The sequence below is a fragment of the Candidatus Kryptonium thompsonii genome, assembly GCF_001535985.1.
GTDB classification, from domain to species: Bacteria; Bacteroidota; Ignavibacteria; order Kryptoniales; family Kryptoniaceae; genus Kryptonium; species Kryptonium thompsonii.
On the sequence record NZ_CZVS01000026.1, the window covers coordinates 1 to 20,765 of the forward strand.

At 37.5% G+C, this 20,765-nt stretch carries 17 protein-coding genes and 1 tRNA gene; 10 read left to right on the forward strand and 8 right to left on the reverse strand.

The annotated features are described in order from the left end of the window. The first annotated feature begins 76 nt into the window (after positions 1–76). The 9 genes from hslU (at position 77) to AWW78_RS04680 (ending at position 9,797) form a co-directional block, all read left to right on the forward strand. On the forward strand, positions 77–1,495 hold the full coding sequence (gene hslU, locus AWW78_RS04635; RefSeq protein WP_082349050.1) for an ATP-dependent protease ATPase subunit HslU: 1,419 nt from the start codon (positions 77–79) through the stop codon (positions 1,493–1,495). Positions 1,496–1,567: 72 nt separating this feature from the next. Then, positions 1,568–2,098, forward strand: a complete 531-nt coding sequence (locus tag AWW78_RS04640; RefSeq protein WP_075426107.1) for a coiled-coil domain-containing protein — start codon at positions 1,568–1,570, stop codon at positions 2,096–2,098. A 307-nt stretch (positions 2,099–2,405) separates the two neighbouring features. Next, positions 2,406–3,074, forward strand: a complete 669-nt coding sequence (locus AWW78_RS04650) for a GNAT family N-acetyltransferase (protein ID WP_047134371.1) — start codon at positions 2,406–2,408, stop codon at positions 3,072–3,074. A gap of 6 nt (positions 3,075–3,080) precedes the next feature. Continuing rightward, a complete protein-coding gene (locus AWW78_RS04655) occupies positions 3,081–4,484 on the forward strand; it encodes an oligosaccharide flippase family protein (RefSeq protein ID WP_047134372.1) in 1,404 nt (467 codons plus the stop codon). Positions 4,485–4,572: 88 nt separating this feature from the next. Next, positions 4,573–5,991, forward strand: coding sequence for a class II fumarate hydratase (locus AWW78_RS04660; protein WP_047134373.1), 1,419 nt, complete (start codon positions 4,573–4,575; stop codon positions 5,989–5,991). Between the two features lie 70 nt (positions 5,992–6,061). Further along, positions 6,062–7,243: a M24 family metallopeptidase gene (locus AWW78_RS04665; protein ID WP_047134374.1), complete on the forward strand. Its 1,182-nt coding sequence runs from the start codon at positions 6,062–6,064 to the stop codon at positions 7,241–7,243. Between the two features lie 18 nt (positions 7,244–7,261). After that, the gene (locus AWW78_RS04670) at positions 7,262–8,686 is read left to right on the forward strand and encodes a sodium:solute symporter family protein (RefSeq protein WP_047134375.1); all 1,425 of its coding nucleotides are present in this window, start codon (positions 7,262–7,264) and stop codon (positions 8,684–8,686) included. Positions 8,687–8,692: 6 nt separating this feature from the next. Beyond that, positions 8,693–9,607, forward strand: coding sequence for a serine hydrolase (locus AWW78_RS04675; protein WP_075426108.1), 915 nt, complete (start codon positions 8,693–8,695; stop codon positions 9,605–9,607). A gap of 116 nt (positions 9,608–9,723) precedes the next feature. Further along, positions 9,724–9,797: transfer RNA gene (locus AWW78_RS04680), tRNA-Asp, on the forward strand. 46 nt (positions 9,798–9,843) lie between these two features. Here the strand turns inward: AWW78_RS04680 and AWW78_RS04685 are convergent. The 5 genes from AWW78_RS04685 to rsgA all read right to left on the reverse strand — a co-directional run bounded on the left by AWW78_RS04685 (position 9,844) and on the right by rsgA (position 14,843). Further along, positions 9,844–10,860: a lysylphosphatidylglycerol synthase transmembrane domain-containing protein gene (locus AWW78_RS04685; protein WP_047134376.1), complete on the reverse strand. Its 1,017-nt coding sequence runs from the start codon at positions 10,858–10,860 to the stop codon at positions 9,844–9,846. 16 nt (positions 10,861–10,876) lie between these two features. Beyond that, positions 10,877–11,512, reverse strand: a complete 636-nt coding sequence (lolA1, locus tag AWW78_RS04690) for an outer membrane lipoprotein periplasmic chaperone LolA1 (RefSeq protein WP_047134377.1) — start codon at positions 11,510–11,512, stop codon at positions 10,877–10,879. Beyond that, a complete protein-coding gene (locus tag AWW78_RS04695) occupies positions 11,509–13,290 on the reverse strand; it encodes a DNA translocase FtsK (protein ID WP_141653891.1) in 1,782 nt (593 codons plus the stop codon). The genes lolA1 and AWW78_RS04695 overlap by 4 nt, the downstream gene beginning before the upstream one ends. Continuing rightward, positions 13,265–13,858 carry a DNA translocase FtsK 4TM domain-containing protein gene (locus AWW78_RS04700; protein ID WP_075426110.1) on the reverse strand — a complete coding sequence of 198 codons (594 nt, stop codon included), beginning with the start codon at positions 13,856–13,858 and terminating at the stop codon, positions 13,265–13,267. Before AWW78_RS04700 ends, AWW78_RS04695 begins: the two co-directional genes overlap by 26 nt. Before the next feature lie 64 nt (positions 13,859–13,922). Beyond that, the gene (gene rsgA / locus AWW78_RS04705) at positions 13,923–14,843 is read right to left on the reverse strand and encodes a ribosome small subunit-dependent GTPase A (protein ID WP_047134378.1); all 921 of its coding nucleotides are present in this window, start codon (positions 14,841–14,843) and stop codon (positions 13,923–13,925) included. A gap of 285 nt (positions 14,844–15,128) precedes the next feature. Here rsgA and AWW78_RS04710 point away from each other — a divergent pair, with 285 nt between their 5' ends. Further along, a complete protein-coding gene (locus AWW78_RS04710) occupies positions 15,129–16,241 on the forward strand; it encodes a FlgD immunoglobulin-like domain containing protein (protein ID WP_047134379.1) in 1,113 nt (370 codons plus the stop codon). Positions 16,242–16,245: 4 nt separating this feature from the next. On the opposite strand, the gene AWW78_RS04715 is transcribed toward AWW78_RS04710, so the two are convergent. The 3 genes from AWW78_RS04715 to AWW78_RS04725 are packed head-to-tail and all read right to left on the reverse strand — an operon-like array spanning position 16,246 to position 20,765. Then, positions 16,246–17,850: a caspase family protein gene (locus AWW78_RS04715; protein WP_075426111.1), complete on the reverse strand. Its 1,605-nt coding sequence runs from the start codon at positions 17,848–17,850 to the stop codon at positions 16,246–16,248. A gap of 51 nt (positions 17,851–17,901) precedes the next feature. Next, positions 17,902–19,860, reverse strand: a complete 1,959-nt coding sequence (locus AWW78_RS04720; protein WP_047134380.1) for a DUF4384 domain-containing protein — start codon at positions 19,858–19,860, stop codon at positions 17,902–17,904. Continuing rightward, entirely contained in the window at positions 19,860–20,765 is a 906-nt protein-coding gene (locus AWW78_RS04725; protein ID WP_047134381.1) for a CsgG/HfaB family protein, read from the reverse strand. Before AWW78_RS04725 ends, AWW78_RS04720 begins: the two co-directional genes overlap by 1 nt.

The following is a 20,765-nucleotide window of genomic DNA, read 5'->3' on the forward strand; positions in this document are numbered from 1 at the left end:
TGCCGCTGATATCTGCGTTTATACGAATCATAATATAGTCATAGAAGAGCTTTAAAAATTAAATTCATAACTTGAAATGGCAAATCAAATCAAAAAAGAACAGAACAACGAAGTTGCAATAAAACAGCGAAAGGATTTAAAAGATTTAACACCTGAAGAAATAGTCAAAGAGCTTGACAAATATATCGTTGGTCAGGAACAAGCTAAAAGGGCTGTGGCTATTGCACTGCGGAACAGATGGCGAAGACAGCAAGTCCCGCAAGAGCTACGAGAGGAAATAACACCAAACAACATAATTTTAATTGGTCCAACTGGGGTTGGTAAAACTGAGATCGCACGCCGACTTGCAAAACTTGCAAACGCTCCATTTGTCAAAGTTGAAGCATCAAAATTTACAGAGGTTGGATATGTCGGAAGAGATGTTGAATCAATGATAAGGGAACTCGTTGACATCGCCGTCAACATGGTCAGGATGGAAAAAATGGAAGAGATAAAAGATAGGGCAAAAGACCTTGCCGAAGAAAGATTACTTGACATTCTTTTGCCAAGGAGAAAAAAACGAAGATACGACGAGGGCGAGGAATTTGAAGATAGCTATGAAAATGATGAAATGTCGCAAACAAGAGAAAAACTTAGGAAACAACTTCAAGAAGGAAAGCTTGACTCGAGAACAATAGAAATAGAAATTTCATCTCAACCCCTGCCTGGGTTGCAAATTTTAGGACCTTTCCCAGTCGATGATCTTGCTGTCACAATGCAAGATTTCATTGAAAATGTGATGCCGAAGCGATATAAGAAAAGAAGGATGACAATAGCGGAGGCAAGAAACTACCTTATCCAAGAAGAGGCACAAAAGTTAATTGATATGGAAGCGGTGATAAAAGAAGCGATAAGAAGAGTTGAAAATTTAGGCATTGTTTTCATAGACGAAATAGATAAAATCGCTAACCCTGGCGGTTACACTGTTGGACCCGATGTTTCAAGAGAGGGGGTTCAAAGGGATTTGTTACCGATAATTGAAGGTTCGAATGTTATGACAAAATATGGAATTGTAAAAACAGACCATATACTTTTTATCGCAGCGGGAGCTTTTCATGTAGCGAAACCAAGCGATTTGATACCCGAACTTCAAGGTAGGTTTCCAATAAGAGTTGAGCTCAACCCCTTAACCGAAGAAGATTTCGTTAAAATTCTAACATTACCCGAAAATGCTTTGATAAAGCAATATAAAGCACTCCTTGAAACAGAAGGAGTTGAAATTGAATTTACGGATGAGGCAATAAGAGAAATAGCTCACTACGCAGCGGAGGTTAATGAACAACTTGAAAATATCGGCGCAAGGCGACTTCAAACAGTCATGACAACCCTTCTTGAAGATATCCTATTTGATGCTCCGAAGTTGAAAGGTCAAAAGATTTTGATAACAAAGGAATTCGTTCAAGAAAAACTTTCACCAATCGTTAAGGATAAAGATCTGAGCAAATATATTTTATAAATCGTGTCGCAAAGTATTCGCCCTTGATATTTAGTGCCAAAATTTTTAACTTAAATCAAAAAACTTTTTATTATGCCCGTTACATTGTCATTCGAAATCTACGAGGCTTTTGAAAAGGCGCTTGGAAAAGAAGAAGCGAGAAAAGTTGTTAAATCTCTCGAAGCAGCGATTTCTGAAGCAACTGAATATAAATGGGCTACAACAAGGGATGAGATTATCGCTAAGGTAAGAAGTGAAATTGAAGCCTTAAGGAATGAATTTGAATCGTTTAGAAAAGAAGTAAAGAGCGATATTGAATCATTTAAAAAAGAGGTAAGAAGTGATATTGAATCGTTTAAAAAAGAGATAAGAAGCGATATTGAATCTTTCAGAACAGAAGTAAGGGGTGAAATTGACACTATTAAAGGTTGGATAACACAAGAATTTGTAACAAAAGAATTATTTGAAGCTAAATTCGATGAACTGCGTGCCGAGATAAAAACTGAAATTGTAAAACTCGATAGAAAATTCACCATAATGTTCTTGATTTTGCTCTTTGTAATTATTTTCCTAAATCAACAAGCGCTTGAATTCATAGCTAAAATCCTCGGCATAGTGAAATAACTTAACATATCCATGGTTCAACTTCATGTCGAAATCTCAAATGACCCCGAAGAATGGAATAAATTTAACATTCACTCCCCCCAATCAAACCCATTTCAAAGCTACGACTGGCTTAAGGTATATAGCGAATTTTTTAATCTCTCACTTAACATCTTGCTTGTCAGAAAAGGTGAAGAAATCATCTCTGGCTTGATTTACCCGTTCAAAAAAAAAGTTTCTCTTCAAAGTTTCAACCCCTCTTTTATTCACATATTACAGCGGAATTTTATTTCAAGATTTCAAGGGAGAAAAAACTCAAAAAAGAATAATGCAAAAAAATGAAGCAATCATAAAAATCCACCAACATTTGGAACAAACCCTCGATTTTTTCACTTTAAAACTTCATTACACCATCGATGATATCAGACAATTTAAATGGCTCGCTTACAAAATCAAGCCAAGACATACATTTATACTTAACATCGAATCAATTGAAAAACTTTGGGATAGGCTGAGTAACTCACTTAAAAGAAAAATCAAAGATGCACGAGAGCAAGGTTTTAAACTCGTCAAGACAACATCCGTTGATGAGCTTGCACAGCAGCAAATTTTAAGTTTCGAAAGAACGGGTGGCAAATTTTTTCTAAATTTTAACGAACTTAAACAGCTTCTTGAAAAACTTGTCCAAAAAAAACTCTTGACAATTTATTATCTCATTGATAAAAACGATCAAATCGTCGCTTCGCGAGGTGTATCAATATGGAACGGCAAAGCTTACGACATCGTAGCTGGAACGATTGGAAAGGAAATAGACAACGCCTCTCACTTTCTTGTATGGAAAATACTTGAGGACTTATCATCAAACAATGTGAAAGAGTTTGATTTCTGCGGTGCGGATATTGAAAGCGTCGCTTTCTTTAAAATGCAATTTGGGGGCGAGATCAAAATCTCGTTTGAGGTAAGCTACACGAAAGGTCTTTTGAAATTTTTAATTTAAAGTCGGATGGATAAATCAGAGCGCTTAACAATTGTTAAAAAAGCTGGCTTCGTAAGCCTATCGAGACTTATCAATTTGCTGGGACTTCTTTTGACAACAATTATGCTCGCACGATATCTTTCAAAACCTGAATTTGCATCTTATGATCAGCTCTGGCTAATCTATAACACATTTTCCCCCGTTCTATCCTTCGCTTTCACAAGCTCAGTTTATTTTTTCGGGACAAGAGAAAATGCAGGAAAATACATAACAGCGATGCTCCTATTCCTGACACTTGCTGGATTTATATTAACTTTTTCTCTTTTTTTGTTAAGATTTGAAATAGCGAAATTTCTTAACAACCCACAATTTTATAACGAGTTTTTTAAATTCGCCCCCTTCTTTCTATTCTCCCTACCCTCGTTAATACTTGATGCGATTTTAGTCCTCAAAAATGAATTTAAAAAGCTCTTCACAATTACAAATTTTACAGTGCTTGCCTATGTCGGCGTCGTTGTGTTGACAATCATTCTTGAACAGGGAATACCGTTTATTTTCGCTGGCCTCTCACTCATTTCGCTTCTTCGTTTCATATATACATGGTATTTGATTAAAAAGTTTTTCAATGAAAAGTTAGAAACGATATTTCCATATCTGAAAGAGATTTTACTTTACACATCACCTCTCACCCTTGGGCACATTAGTGCGCTAATATCAAGACAAGTTGACAAATATATAATCGCAAACAACTTTTCAAGCGATTTATACGCAACATATACAATCGGGGCTAAAGAACTTCCCATCATCCCTTTAATAACAAGTTCATTTGCATCTGTGATATTCCCCGAGATAAGCAAACTTCATGGTGCGGGGAAAAATTCAGAGATCCAGCGCCTCATAAAAGATGTCGTAAAATCAACTTCGCTTATCATAATCCCAATTTTTTCATTTCTAATGTTCTTCTCACAAGAATTTATTCTCATACTTTTTTCGAAAAAATATCTTGATAGCACCGCAATCTTTAGAATTTATCTTTTCTTTCTTCCAGTACGAATCCTCGTTTATAGTTCGATACTTTCCGCTCTTGGGAAACAAAAAATTTACATGCTAATATCTTTTCTTGACCTTGTATTAAATCTAACCCTTGGAACCACGTTGGTTAAAGCCATTGGTTTGCTTGGTCCTGCGATTGCGGTTGTAGTTTCAACATATGTTGAAGCATTTGCAATGCTATTTTTCATTTCAAAAGCCCTTGGCGGGGCAAGCTTGATCAAAATGTTGCCTGTCAAGTTCATGATTTCCATTTTTGCCTTTTCTTTATCGGCTTCGTTTTTATGCTACTTGATGGGTTCACTGATTGAAAATGCAATTTTGAGATTTATTTTAATGGGGGGGTTTATTTTCAACCTTCTATCTTTTAGTTGCTGTTAAACTCCATAAACAGATTTGAATTTTTCAATTTTATTTTCAAAATTTTAACTGCAGAAGCACAAATAAAAAGTAAAGGAGGAGAAGTAAAATGTCAGAATTCAGAATTGAAAAAGACGCACTTGGAGAAGTTAAAGTCCCAACATGGGCTTTATGGGGGGCACAAACCCAAAGGGCTGTTGAAAACTTTCCAATAAGCGGAATAAGGTTCCCAAGAACATTCATCAAAGCAATTGGACTTGTTAAGTATTGCGCAGCAAAGGTAAACAAGGAACTCGGACTTCTCGACGATGCAAAAGCAAATGCGATAATGGAAGCAGCTAAAGAAGTGATCGATGGAAAACTTGACGAACATTTCCCGCTTGATATCTTCCAAACGGGCTCTGGAACATCGACAAATATGAATGCTAATGAAGTTATAGCAAACCGTGCCTGCGAAATCCTTGGAGCAAAGAGAGGTGAAAAAGGCGTCGTCCATCCAAATGACCATGTCAACTTGGGACAATCTTCAAATGATGTGATCCCAGCTTGTATTCATATTTCAACTGCAATTGCAATTAAAGAGCAACTTCTCCCAGCACTTGAAAAACTTCATAAAGCTCTCGTTGAAAAATCCAAGGAGTTCGATAACATCGTCAAAACTGGTAGAACTCACCTTATGGATGCGATGCCAGTGCGCCTTGGACAAGAGTTTTCAGGATATGCTGCGCAAATTGAACTCGCAATTGAAAGAATCAACGCTACACTTCCAAGACTATATGAACTTGCCCTTGGTGGAACAGCAGTCGGCACAGGAATTAACACGCATCCAGAATTTGGGAAGCGAATTGCTGAAGCACTTGCCAAGGAAACAGGGATACCATTTAAAGAAACAAGAAATCATTTCTCAGCCCAAGCATCAATGGATACAGCGGTTGAGTTAAGCGGTGCTTTAAAAGCTCTTGCAGTTGCGCTTTACAAAATAGCGAACGACCTAAGATGGATGAACTCAGGTCCACAAGCTGGGCTTGCTGAAATTCGTCTTCCCGCACTGCAACCCGGCTCATCAATAATGCCCGGCAAGATTAACCCCGTGATCCCAGAAGCAGTTATGATGGTATCAATGCAAGTTATAGGAAACGATTCAGTCGTAACGCTTGCTGCTTCATCTGGAAACTTTGAACTTAATGTCGCATTACCGGTCATAGCAAGAAATCTTCTTGAATCAATTACAATTTTGGCTAACGCAAGCGATGTGTTTGTCGACAAGTGTATAAATGGAATTGTTGCGAACAAAGAACACATGGAAAAACTTGCAGCACAAAACGCAATTCTTGCAACCGCCCTTACCCCACACCTCGGCTATGATAAAGCTGCTCAAATTGTCAAAAAAGCAATGGCAGAAAACAAGACAATTCGTGAAGTTGTCCTTGAACTTGGATGGATGAGGGAAGATGAACTCGATAAGATACTTGACATCAGAAAAATGACCGAAGGTGGATTTGTAGCCGGCGTCTCAGGCGGTGGTTGATCTTCAAATTGCGGGACCGTAAGGTCCCGCTCCTTCAAAGTTTAACGAAAACATAAAAAGCAATTGTGAAATGCAAATAGAAAAAATACAGAAAAAACTTCTAGAACTCGGCATCGATGGATGGCTCTTTTACGATTTCCACAACCGAGATAAAATCGGTTTAAAAATACTTGGACTTTCAATTCAAGGTCTTACGACAAGGAGATGGTTCTATTTCATACCTGCTGAAGGAAAACCCATAAAACTTGTGCATAGAGTTGAACCAGATAAACTTGATTCACTGCCCGGAGAAAAATTTTATTACTCAGGATGGAGAGAACTGCACGATAGATTAAAAGAAATTCTTGGAACGCCCAAGAAAATTGCAATGCAATATTCTCCGATGAATTCAATCCCATATATTTCCATCGTTGATGCTGGGACAGTTGAACTCGTCAGAAGCCTCGGACACGAAGTTGTTTCATCAGCAGATTTGATTCAGATATTTGAAGCTTTGATTGATGAAAATTTAATCAAAACGCATTTTGAAGCTGGACGCCTTGTCGACGAAACACTTGACGAAGCATTTGATGAAATCAGAAAAAGCATCAAGACCGGAAAATACAAAACCGAGTATGAAATACAACAATTTATTTTGAAAAGATTCAATGACAAAGGATTAACCTCCGATGAAGACCCACCGATAGTTGGAGTAAACGATCATCCCGCGAACCCACATTTTTACCCAACCCCTGAAAACACAAGGGAGATCAAACCGGGAGATAAACTTTTAATTGATCTATGGGCTAAGAAGAATGAACCTGGAGCTATCTTCTACGATATAACATGGTGTGCTTTCATTGGGGATAATCCGCCGGAAGATTATGTCAAGATTTTTAACATAGTAAGAGACGCAAGGAACGAAGCTTTAAAATTTATCCAAGATCGTTTAGACCGAAACCAAGAAGTCGCTGGTTGGGAAGTTGATGATGTTGCAAGAAAATACATTCAAGAAAAAGGTTATGCCGAGTTCTTTACGCATCGCACTGGACATTCAATTGGAGAAAATGTTCATGGAAACGGTGTAAACATTGACAACTTTGAAACACAGGACCTGAGAAAACTCATGCCAGGTTGCCTCTTTTCTTTAGAGCCCGGAATTTACATCCCAGGCAAAATGGGAGTAAGGTCAGAGGTAAATGTCTACATCAACTTTGAAAGAAAAGCGTTGATAACAGGAAGAGAACAAAAAGAACTCGTTTTAATCTACTAAAACAAATTTGGAGATGCGATGTTTTTAACTGCAATAATAGTTTACCTTATCGTTCTTCTCACCATCGGGATATACAAAACTAGATCCGTTAAAACTCAAGAAGATTTCATGGTAGCTGGCAGAAAAACACCCGTATATAAACTTGTCGGGACACTGCTTGCTACATGGATTGGTTCCGGAAGTATAATTGCTGGAGCTGGGCTTGCTTATAGAGTTGGCTTCTCAGAACTTTGGCTCTCAGCTGGAGCATGGGTTGCCATCGTAATAGTTTACTTCCTCGCTGGCAGGGTTAGAAAAATTTCTCAATACACAATGCCGGATATCCTTGAGCAAAGATATAACAAATGGGCAAGGATCCTTGGAACTATAACCATCGTCATCGCCTATGTAACGATCGCAAGTTATCAATTCAAAGGAGGCGCATTTGTTTTAAACCTCGTCGCTGGAATACCTGTTGAACAAGGCATTATTATCACTGCTGTCTTTGTAGTTCTCTTCACGGCGCTTGCTGGACTTGTATCAGTTATCACAATGGATATAATAAACGGGACACTAATGCTTTTAGGAATTGTTCTTGCAGTTCCAATTGTCCTAAATGATGTTGGGGGCTGGACAAGCGTTAGAGAAGCTTTACCACCGGATAGATTCGCCATCTTCGGACAAAAAGATTTCATTTGGGCTATGGGTGTGTTTTTCCCAACCTTTTTCCTTTTGCTTGGAGAATCAAGTATGTATCAAAAATTTTTCAGTGCAAAAGATGCAAAATCCGCAAGACAAGCCGTCATCTTCTGGGTCATCGGGACAATTATAATTGAAACATCTATCACAGCGCTTGCCGTCTTCGCGAGTGCTAAATTCAAACTTCAAGAATCAGAAAAAGTAATTTTACATCTTGCAACCCACGGAAGTGAAATTGGACTCCCACAAATTATAGGGATAATGTTAATAGTTGCAGCCATGGCAATTATAATTTCAACCGCAAATAGTTTTCTCCTCACGCCAAGCACAAATCTTGCAAGAGATATCTATCAAAGGTTCATAAATCCAAATGCCACTCACAAACAGATCATAACTTTACAGCGAATTTTAATTCTCATTCTTGGTTTCATTGGTTATCTTCTTTTAACAAGATTTCAAACAGTCCTACAAATGGCTTTGACAGCCTACACGATGATTGGAGCAGGCATAACACCGGCACTTCTCGCGGCTTTCTTATGGAAAAGAGTCACAACAGCAGGCGGCGTTGCAAGCATAGCAACTGGAATGGGAATCACTTTGATCATAACACTTATAAATATGTTCAGAGAAGAACCGTTATTAGAAGCAGATTATATTGTTCTACCTGCTGCTGCAGGCTCAATACTCGTGCTAATCATCGTAAGTTTATTAACCCCACCCGACCCACCCGAAAAATGGAAACCATTCGTTGAAAACAAAGAATAAACAAAAATGCGAAAAGCAATTTTATTAATTGCCACGATCGCATCACTTGCATTATCCCAGCCGGAAAATCTTGCGGAACTGCATAAAAAGACCTTTGAAAAGATAAAATTCATCGCCGATACATCTAACGGAGTGATTGGGGTTGCGGTTAAAAATCTTGAAACGGGTGAAACATTTTTCATAAACGAAAATTTAATATTCCCGCAAGGAAGCGCAATAAAAATTCCAATCCTAATTGAAGTTATAAAACAAGCAAGTGAAGGTAAATTTAAACTGACGGACAAAATCAAAATCGAGAAAAAGCATCAAGTCGGTGGAAGTGGTGTTTTAAAAGAATTTGGCGATGGCACATCCGAGTTAAGCATCTACGATCTTGCGGTCTTAATGATAACTGTAAGTGATAACACGGCGACAAATATTTTGATTGATCTCGTTGGAATGGAAAATGTAAATAAAACACTTGAAAAACTCGGTTTGAAAAACACAAAGTTACAGCGAAAAATGATTCGCCCCGATGCATCAGCAAGAGGTGAAGAGAATCTTTCAACCCCACTTGAAGCTATGAAACTTATGGAAATGCTTTACAAAGGTGAGGTCATCAGTAAAGAAATCTCAAATCAAGTCATTGACATACTCAAAAAAAGAAAAGAAGCAAACTTAAATAAGTATCTTCCTGAGGATATCCCAATTGCAAATAAACCCGGAGGAATAGAAGGCGTAACATGTGAGTGGGGGATCGTTTATCTACCGAGACATCCCTATGTGATTGTTGTCATGAGCAATTATAACTTAAAATCAGCCAATGAAACGATAGCCCAAATTTCAAAAATTATCTATGAACACTTTTGGCGAATCTCACTCTCAACGAAATATGGAACAAGAGTCCCAATTGAACTGTTGAAATCCAAACCACAAAACTAAAAACTAAAGTATAGCTACTACGCATTAGTTCGCTGATTTTTAGGTTTTATGATAAAACTGAAAACTTGCATTTTTTAGGTAAGTTGATTATATTTATCAACGGTTCTTATAAAACTGGAGCCGTGGTGCAATTGGTTAGCACGCCAGCCTGTCACGCTGGAAGTTGCGGGTTCGAGCCCCGTCGGCTCCGCAAAAATAAAAAGGGTGAGAGTTCTCGTCCTTTAATTTTTTATGAACTATTTTTCATTCCTTAACTCTAAACTAATCGAAAATTTAATATGCTTTTTAAGTGCAAAGTAAAATCCAAACAAGCCATTTATTATATACCCCACCCCGTGTGTTAAAACTGCATAACCAAGAGCGACCTCATGTTTGATACCATAAAGACCAACAAGAGCCCCAGTTATAAGTGAATGATAACTCCCCACTCCCCCAGGCGTTGGAATTATAAAACCAACCGTTGAAACGACAAAAATTACAAGTGCTGTGAAAAAACCAATTTTTGCTCTCTCAATTTCAAACGCAAACAAGGCAACATAAGCTGCGAAAATATAGCAAAGGTAAATTAAAAAACTTAACAAAATTATCTGCCAGTGAACACCCCTATGCCTTATAGCCTCAAACCCATTAATGAAGGAACTCAAAACATCTTTAAATCTCACAGCCAATTTACGATCAAAAATTCCAATAAATCTACTCAACAAAGAGACAAACTTATCCTGCCAGATAAGAAGAATTAAAATCAAAACAAAAATTATCCCGATGATTAAACCACTAAACAAAGCCGCTTGCCCAAGCCATGGGTAATGCCTCTCAAAGATTCCTTTGTTCCATAACATGGCAACACCAAAGAAGAAAAGCGAAAAAGCTATATCCAGAATTCGCTCAAGCAAAACGCTCGCCAAACCCGACGCCTTTGAGATTTTTTCATCATTACTTAAAGTATATGCTTTCACCACCTCCCCTGCCCTCGGAAAAATATTATTGACAAAATAACCTATCATAGTCGCTTCAAAAAAATTAACAAAGGATGTATCCGACTTCACAGGTTTCAAAAGATATTTCCATCTCAACGCCCTAAACAAGTGAGAAAGCAATATAAAAAGCAACATCAAAAAAATGTAAAGGTAATTAACATTTAAAAAAACACTTAAAAATACATCCCACTTGACCCCCTTGAACGCAAAATATAGAAAAAAAATCGCGATCGCTATCCCAACAATAAATCTAAAAAGTTTTCCCGAATTAAACATTAAAACTCTCTTTATCTTATCTTAAATCAACAACCTTAACAGACGGTGGAACGACAAATTTAAACACATCATCCTTGACACCAGAATTTAACTTAACACTTTTGACATTGTAGGTTGTAACAGTGCCGTTTATATCTGTTATTTCAACCTTTGTTACATCCCAATCCCCGTCAACCACCCAAATTTTAGCTGATTCAATCGCTGAATTTTCATTTTTGGGGGTCAGCTTAACAATGTAAACTTTTTTATTATCAACTTTTTCAACTTTCAAAACAACAGGAATATATTCATCTGAAATTGAAAACAAGAATTTATCAGGTGACACAGCATTTTGATCTTCTTTATACCTGTCGATTATAACTTGCTTGTTAACTTTTGAATACAACCAGCTCGTATTGCCATCAGTCACAACCACTTGTTCCTCCGTTTCAATTCTGTATTTATTTTTCTTTTTAAAGTAAAGCGTCCCTGAAAAACTTTGCTCAAATTTTGACACACCATATTTAACTTTCTGCTCAAATTTTACAACCGCATCATCAACTGAAGCGTATTTCTTTTTAAGCCGTTCTATAATTTCACCACCCGTTTGTGAAAGAGCGATCTCAAACACCAGTGTAAGGAACACAAAAATCCTCAGAAAATTATAGCTCATTTTTTACCTTCCCTCATTTGTTTTAAAAACGACTCAAGTTCAATTTCGCTGTTAAGCAAAACTTCCCTCGTTTTGCCTCCTTCAGCTGGGGGACCGACGATCCCTTCCCTTTCAAGCTGATCCATTATCCTAGCTGCCCTTGCATAGCCAATCTTTAATTTCCTTTGAAGCAAAGATGTGGACGCTTGTTGATATCTTACGACAATTTTTGCTGCTTCATCAAAAAGCTCATCCAGCTCATCCCACATATTGATTTCAACTTTCTTTCGCTCTATAACAGATGGAAGTTCATATGGCTTATCATACCCAGGTTGAGAAACTATATAATCAACAACTCTTTCCACCTCCTCAGTTGAAACAAAGGCGTTCTGAATCCTGATGGGTTTAGATGCTCCTGCCGGAAGATAAAGCATATCGCCACTTCCAATTAACTGTTCCGCCCCGTTCATATCAAGTATTGTTCTTGAGTCAACTTTTGAAGCGACTTGATAAGCGATTCTAGTGGGGAAATTTGCTTTTATCAACCCAGTTATCACATCAACTGATGGTCTCTGCGTTGCAATAACGAGATGAATTCCAACACCTCTGGCAAGCTGAGCAAGACGAGTGATCGGCTCTTCTACATCGGTCGATGCGACAAGCATCAAATCAGCAAGTTCATCCACTATCACAACGATATATGGAAGTTCATAATGCTCAATCCCTTCGCTTTTAATTTCACCACGCCTCACACGCTCGTTGTAATCTTGGATGTTTCTCACCCCAGCTTTGGAAAACTTATCATATCTTTCGTTCATCTCAAGAACTAAACTTTTCAAAGCAAGAACTGCATTTTCAGGCGTGGTTATCACCTCTTCATCTATGTCAGGACAAACCGCAAGATAATGATTGACAAGCTTGCGGTAATTTACAAGCTCTACTTTTTTGGGATCAATTATTACGAATTTTATTTCAGATGGCTTAAGTTTGTAAAGCAAGCTGATAATTATCGTGTTTATCCCGACGCTTTTCCCAGAGCCAGTAGCCCCACCAATTAAAAGATGCGGCATTCTCGCAAGATCATCGCAATAAACCTCACCAGTTATCGTCTTCCCCATCGCTATCGGAAGAACCCCATTGAAATTTTTAAATTCAGGTGAACCTATCACACTTCTTATTTTAACTATCGTGGGCTTACGATTTGGAATTTCTATTCCAACCGTTCCTTTACCAGGCATCGGAGCTATAACCCTTATTCCACGAGCTGCAAGCGCAAGTGCTATGTCATCCGCAAGCGAAACAATCTCCCTCACTTTAACATCAGCTGCTGGAACTATTTCATAAAGCGTGACTACCGGTCCAGGAGTTATACTTATTTTTTCAACTTCAATATCAAAATTGGCAAGTTTATTTCTCAAAAGCTCAGCATTCAAATTGAGCTCTTCGTCATCAGCAACCGTCTCCTCATCTGGGGGATCAAGCAACTCAACTGGGGGAAGTTTGAAATCAAGCTTTTTAACTTGCCGCCTTTTTTGCTCTTCTCTTGATATGATCTGAGCCTTCTCTACTGACTCACTCTCTTTAGTCTCTTTAACTTTTAAAGTTTCAGGCTCCGGTTGTGAAATGATAACCTCAACATGCTTTTGAACTTGCTTCGGTTCGGGTTTTAAAATTTTTACCTCCGAAGGTTTTCTCCTTGGCTTAAACCTTAACTTATTTAAAAACGCTGAAACTTTCTCCCCAATGCCTATCGCAATATCATAAAAATTAACTTCAAAAATAAATCCAAGAAAGAGCAAAAAACAAAACAAGTGTTATAAACATGCTTCCAAACTCACCAAAAAGCTTTATCAAAACATCGGCAACATATAACCCAACTACACCACAAATTTCACTTTTAAATTCTTCCGTCCCAAAAATCAATTTCAAGTTTCCCAAAAACACCGACAAAATAAACGAAAAAAACAACAGATAAAACGACCATTTAAAAAACAAACGCTTATCTTTATTGAAAAACAAAAAAATCCCTAACAACATTAAAATTAACCCAATAAAAACCGAAGCATAACCAAAGGTGTAGTTTATCAAAAGGAAGGAAATCTTTGCGCCGAAAAAGCCAAGCCAGTTATGAGTTCGTTCAAGCTTCTGCCGTACTTGCTCATCACCTGTTAAAATCTTGCCAATCTCAGAAATAGAGACGAGGTTTGCCTGATCCCTCGGGCTATAAGATAAAATGCTTAAAGTCAAAATTAACCCGAAAACAAAAATTAAAATTGAAATTCCTATCCTATACCGTGTAAAAAAACCTTCATGCTTTGGGGAATCTTTCTTTCTCTTATACTCAATATTTCTCGTTTGTGAAGCCACAGTGAAAAGTTTCTAATTTCATTTTTCTTCAAAAGTTAGTCAAAAAAACCCTCTATTGCAAGAATCAATTCTCTTCAAGCGAATTAAGTATATTCACATAATTCATATACCTTCTCCTGTCAATTTTCCCTGCATTAAGTGCTTCCTTAACTGCACAATCCGGTTCATGCACATGGGTGCAATTTGAAAATTTGCATTGATCGAGAAATTTCCTAAACTCAGGATAATAAAAACCAAGCTCACTTTTTGAAATGCCCGCAAGACCAAACTCCTTAACCCCAGGCGTATCAGCGATAAAACCACCAAAAGAAAGATGATGAAGCTCGGTGTGAGTTGTGGTATGTCTCCCCTTACCAGTTTTCTCACTTACTTCCATAGTTACCACATCCAAACCCGGCTCAATAGCATTTATTAAAGCAGATTTCCCAACCCCAGATTGACCGACAAAAACACTGGTTTTGTCCTTCAAAATTTTTTTCAAATTATCAAGCCCCTCGCCAGTTTCTGCACTTGTCTTTATTATCTCATAGCCTGCCTTCTTCCCATAAACCTTGACAAACTCGTTAACTTCTTTCCAATCCTCAATTAAATCAATTTTATTGATACAAATTATCGGCTTTATATTATTTCTTTCACTTGCAATAAGCAACCTGTCCACAAACCCCCAAGGGACATAAGGCATATTAAACGAAGTCACAACAATCGCTTGATCAATGTTTGCAACTATAACATGCTCAAGCTCTCTTTTTCCAACCGCTTTTCTATATAACTTGTTAAACCTCTCAAAAACCTCTTCAATCACACCTGTTCCATCTTCGAGAATTCTTACCTTCACATTATCTCCAGCCACAACTGGACTTGTGCTCACTTTATCCTGCAAACGCATCTTCCCTCTTAACTTGCACTGTATAACTTCATCTCCAACTTGAACATTGAATATAGCCCCATGTGCACTTATAACTTTTCCTACTAAAACATCACCCATACACTGTCTTTCTTTGTTTTAACTAAATAAAAATAAGACTTCAAAGCCACAATTGCAAAATTTCTTCTCTACCGCTCTCCCAAGCCCTATAATTGTCTTTCAAAATTACATAAATAAGCTTGTAAAAATTACAAATTATTTGGGGTTTGAAGGGGATGAATTTTTCCTGGTTATAAAATTAATTGAAATTCAATAAATTAATTTTAGAGTTATCTATCAATGTAATTGGCACATATATTGAGATAATATATAAGTGCATAAAAACAAAATTAACTCAATAAAAAAATGTTAAGAAGAATTGCAAAAACAATCGCCTTGCTGATAATAATCGCAAATTTGATAAATGCTCAAAACTTGGTTTATCTCGAAGGAGAAAATAAAATCAGCACCTCAAATGTTGAAATAAACCTCGTACTATCAAATACTGATACAGTTGCAGGAATACAAACAACTCTTAAACTTGATAAGCCTCTTCTCAAGCTTGATACTATCTTAACTCTGCAAAACAATCTTTTATTCAGATATTACTCACCTGATAGCGTTACAATTAACATCGTGATGCTTGCAAGCTCAGGATATGAATTCAAACCTGGAAAAACAACAATAGCAAAAATTAAATTCAAAGTTTTAAACTTTGTCCCTGATGATAGTGTGAGCTTAACATTTTCAGACTTACTTATGATAGCTCCTAAAGTCCAAAAACTCAATGCAACAGCCAGTGGTATCACACTTAAATTCGCAAAAAATGAAAGCAACTTAGAACTAAAGTTTAACATTAGCTATTCATCGATCGTCGTATACCTGCGAAACACCGAAACAATCAAAAACATAAATCTCGAACTCAGAATCAAAAATGGTTCAACTGCCGAATTTGTCTCACCTATGCCAAGGATCGCTGGATTTATGAAAATTAACTATACAATCTTGAACGATATTGTCAAGGTTAACTTAACTACGACAACTGAATATGGACTTGAAGCAGGTGAAGGAGAAATATTCTTCATAACAGGAAAATTTAACAGTCAAAATGATATTGAGATCGTAAATGCCAAAGTTACCAATTCAGATGGTGATGTGGTCACACCGAACTTTAAACTTATATCCACAGATATCTATCCATCAAACTTCAAGTTAGAACAGAACTATCCAAACCCATTCAACCCTATAACTACAATAAAATTTACAATCCCAAAAGAAACAAGAGTCCAAATCTTGGTCTTTGATATAACTGGAAGATTAGTCAAAACTTTATTGGATAAAACATTACCAGCTGGCGAACACCTGATCACATGGGACGGAACAGACGAAAATGGCTCAAAAGTAAGCTCAGGCGTCTACATCTACAGAATGTATTCCGACAACTTTATATCAGCAAAGAAAATGATCCTTGCAAAATGAAACATTAAATGCCTAAATTAAGCCCGTATCTTAAACCAAGCAAAATTTGGAAAGACGAAACCTTCCAATCTCCACCTTTTACAACTTTTGTTAAACCAATGTCATATCTCGCTTCAATGAAAAGTTTGAAATCACTCAACCTTAAATCATACCCTGCGCCAATAGGTAAGCTAAAACGAGTTTTAACATTCTCTATTTTTTCTTCTTGTTCAATTGTTCCAGCCTCATAGGTATATCCAGTAGTAGCATCATATACCACGTAACCCGCTTTAAAATGAGCTTTTTTATCTAACGCAAATCCAATCGATGGACCAGCAATAAAATAAAAACCTTTATATTTTGCTTTCAACATTGGATTGATTGTCAAGTAAGTAAGTTTCGCCTCCCAACCAATATCCGGGCCAAATTCAGTTACAATTGTTCCCTCATACACTTCGAATGGAGCAATTTTAAAAGTCCCATTTTTCTCATCGTACGCTGTGTTAAAAACAAATGAAAATCTATTATCTATAACATATTCAAAACCAACCCCAATAACACCGCCACCGCCGCTTGTCTCTCTGTATTTAATAGCAGGGTCATCTGAAGATATCGAATGATTATTTCCGCTGGCTCCGATGAAAGCAGAGATCCAAAATTGGGAAGCTTTTGGCTGCTGAATTATCGTCTCCGCTTTTTTCCCTTCCTCACGAACCACTCTTTTCGGCTGTGTTTTTGGTTCTTCTTTTATTATAACCTGCTGCGGTTGCACCGGTTTTTCTTCAGTTACAACTTGCCTTGAACGAACAAATACAAACTCCCCACCCTCATCACCAGGCAATCTACCATACTGCGGGTTCTGCGGCGCCCTAAACCTAACATTCTTTGCAACAAAATCCGCAATCTCACTTGATGTTATCAATCCATCCCTGTTAACATCCGCATCACCATCGAGAGCCTTTAAAAAGTAAAAAGCAAAAACACTTAAACGTTGATCCATAGGATCCATATCCTGCTCAGCTTTGCTCCCTGCCGTTATCGCAACCCTAGCAGTCTTAGCCGTAAACCTCTTCAACGCCTCAGGAACTGAAGTATATCTCTCCTCCGCAAGTCCAATCCCCCTTGTAAATATTGTTCCACTATAACAAGCATCCATCGCAAAGAAAACATGCTTTGCTGGTATCGCCTCCTGAAATTCATGAAGCTGGTCAGTGGAAATAGCAGTGCTCGCGTATTTTTCCATCACCCCGTCAACAGGCATTATATAGCCTTTATCTTTTCCACCAACTTGGCGCGTCACACCATGTCCAGCAAAATAAATAAAAATCCTATCTTCCTTGCTCACTCTTCGCGGATCCATCAATCTATCAAAAGCTTTCAAGATATTTTCCCTCGTTGCCTGATCATCGTAAAGTTCAATTACATTCTCAGGATCGAAACCAAATTCACGAACTAACTTTTCACGTATCATCTTTGCACTCCTTACAGCACCATTCAACCTCGGCAAGCTTTGATATTCATTGATCCCAATAATTAAAGCCCAGCTCTTTCTATAACCTTCCTGTGAATAAACTAAAGAGACAAACAACATTAAAACAACAAATCCCAAAATTAAATTTTTTAACTTCATCTTACTAACCCTCCAATTTGTTTTTAGTTTTTGGTTTTTGATTAGCTATTTTCATCTTTTCAAAGTCGTTATAACAACGCTGCTCTCCGCGTAATCTTCCGATTTTAAACCAAGCCCACGGACATAAGAAGCATACATACCTGGGTTTTCAATTAAAATTAAGCCAGAATGTTCCCTACCTTTAGGAATCGGGAATGGCTTTTCGCTTGCAAACACTTTCAAAATTTCTCGCCCAAAAGGTGGCTCAATTACAAAATTACCAGGAACCCTGTAAACTTTGTTAGCTTCAATTTTATTGTTCCATTCCAACTTATGCGGAAAAACAAGAATTGCATTGCCTTGGGCGTCGTAATAAACAAGCTGAATATAACACTCCTTATTTGCTCTGACAAAGATTTTGATCGAATCACCCTCGCGATAAATCCCATCAGGTCTATCAACCCATACATCGACTTTTAACTCCTCTCCCTTTTTCTCCGATTTTATAAGTTCATCATCAACTTGCGGATTATAATTCTGCGGGGCAAGCGGAATATCTGGCAAGAGCGATTTAGGGATGTTAACACTTGCCGTTGATAAAATAACTTTCCTTTCGACATCGGTTGCCTTTAAATTCACATCAATTGCATCCTTGCCCTCCCAATAACTCCCAGTTATTACAACCTCACTTCCAGCATACTTTGCAAAGCTTTCGGGCGTTCCCAGTTCCTCTGAGGAATAAGTCAAACTTGCGTATTTCACACCTGCCACTTTAATCTGTTCGTCACTTATCAGCGAAAATTTTGTATATTGTTCGATCGCCGATTCAATTTTTTGCCTCAAATACAAAGCCATCGGACCAGGGAGTTTATCTTGATAGTAAATCCTCAAAACAGAAAGCTTTTCAAATTTAGATGGTATTTTTGAAGTAAGATTTAGGACAAGGTCACGAATTTTATCATCAAGCGTGACAGCCGTTTTTCGAAGTGTAAAGATTACTTCACTTTCATTCCTTTTTAAAAGCTCGTTCCACTCAGCATACTCATCGTAATATCCTGAGATATTGAATTCGGAAAGATCAACTTTGGCTGACACCACATAGTAGCTCTCGCGATATGGTTTTAATTCAAATATCTCACATTTGACCATTCCAGAGTTATCAGATACTCCTGTTTCAGAAATTTTCCCAATGCCAGATTTGAGCGCAAATTTAAACTTAATTCCGGGAACAGGGTAACTTTTCCCCGCATCGTTATATGTAATCCTAAGGGTAAGCGGTTTGAGCACTTGATCAAAATTAACCTCTTGATCCTCACCTGAAACTTTCTCAATTTTCACCTTTGAGAAAAACTCCTGAAGGACGGATTTAACTTCAGATGTTAACAAAGCATCACTTATTTTCCACTCATTATCAAGGCTTGCTTCGGCAAGTGGCCTAGTTATAAATCTGAAAAGTGGGAGAACTTCGTTATAAGGAGGTATATTTTTATATGCTTCAGATAGATTTAAAATTGCTTGATAAAAATTTCCATTAGCAAGATTAGTTTTTGCAAGCTCAAAATTTTTTAAATAGGCGTTGTAATACTGGTTTAATTTATCTTTGAGCTCTCTTCCCGCGGTTTCTCTCTCAAGAACAGCAAGCGAATAATAGATATCGTCGTCATCATCAAAATATACCTCCACAACTTTTAAACCTCCGATTTTAAGTTCACTTGCAACTTGAAGTTCCGCTGAAGTTCGCTCAACTGCCTCCGCTTTTTTACTGGTGATAACCTCCATCTGTTCAACTACAGATTTTGTCGCAACGGTAACCCTTATTTGCTTCACAATATCAGCAAACGCATCATTGTTTGCCTTTTGAATATCTTCAATCTTATTTTTTGTCTTCTTAGCTGCACCAACACCAATAATATAAAGTCGTTCTGGGTACCTCGGATGTCTTTTAGTCTTAATCCATTCGGGTTTTTGTTCTCCTAAAATTTCAATCGAAAACAATACTGAAATTAAAAATATAATTAGCTTTTTCACCATCACTTCACCTCCACTGTAAATGTTAATTTACCAGTGTTATGATAAAAATCTCTTGCCATGATCTCAATCGTATTTCGCCCCTTCTTAAGTCGTAACTTTTTATAAAAACTCATCCCAGCAAGTCCCAACTTAACATCAACAGGTTCTCCGTTGACTTTCACCGAAACTATCCCATTCTCATCTGTGACAATTCCAGCGATCTCAAAATCGCGACTGCTAACCCTTAAATAACCATTATTTTTTACCGCGGGGTAGTAAAGTTCAATCTTAGGTGGCTCGCTATCTTTAAATGGATCCTTTGCAATGTTAAATTCCTTATACAGATCTCCAAATATATCTTCTTCCTCCTCAAGCTCAGTTTCTTCCTCAACCCCTTGCTTCTCTTCTACTTTTTGTTCTTTCTTTTCTTGTTCCATTTTCAATGCAACATACCTTTCAGATGGATTTTCCGCAAGCTTATAAGCAAGCTGTTCCATAACTTTTAATAAACCCGAAACCTTACCTTCATAATCTGCACTTGCAGTTTGAACTATCTCTGAAGTTTCAACGCTTACCCTTCTAACATTTATCGTATAAACATCCTCAACTTTGCCAATATCCCCAGTGATTATCTCTTTGACACCGAGAATCTTCCCAATCTGAACATTGTCCCCAGCTCCTTCAGCGATTTCACTTTGCTGCAAATTTTGCTCGGCGAGTATCTCCTTGATTTTTTCTCTCTCAAGCACATTAAATTTTCCCGTAGCGTTAAGAGCAACTCTAAACCTTGAAACAAGCACATCGATTTGTGCTGGATCAAATCCTTTTGCGTCAAACTTTAAAACAGCAACACTTATTTTCTTATCCTGAGCGAAAATCATCAATGGAATTAAAACAACCCATAAGATTAATTTTAACTTTTTCAT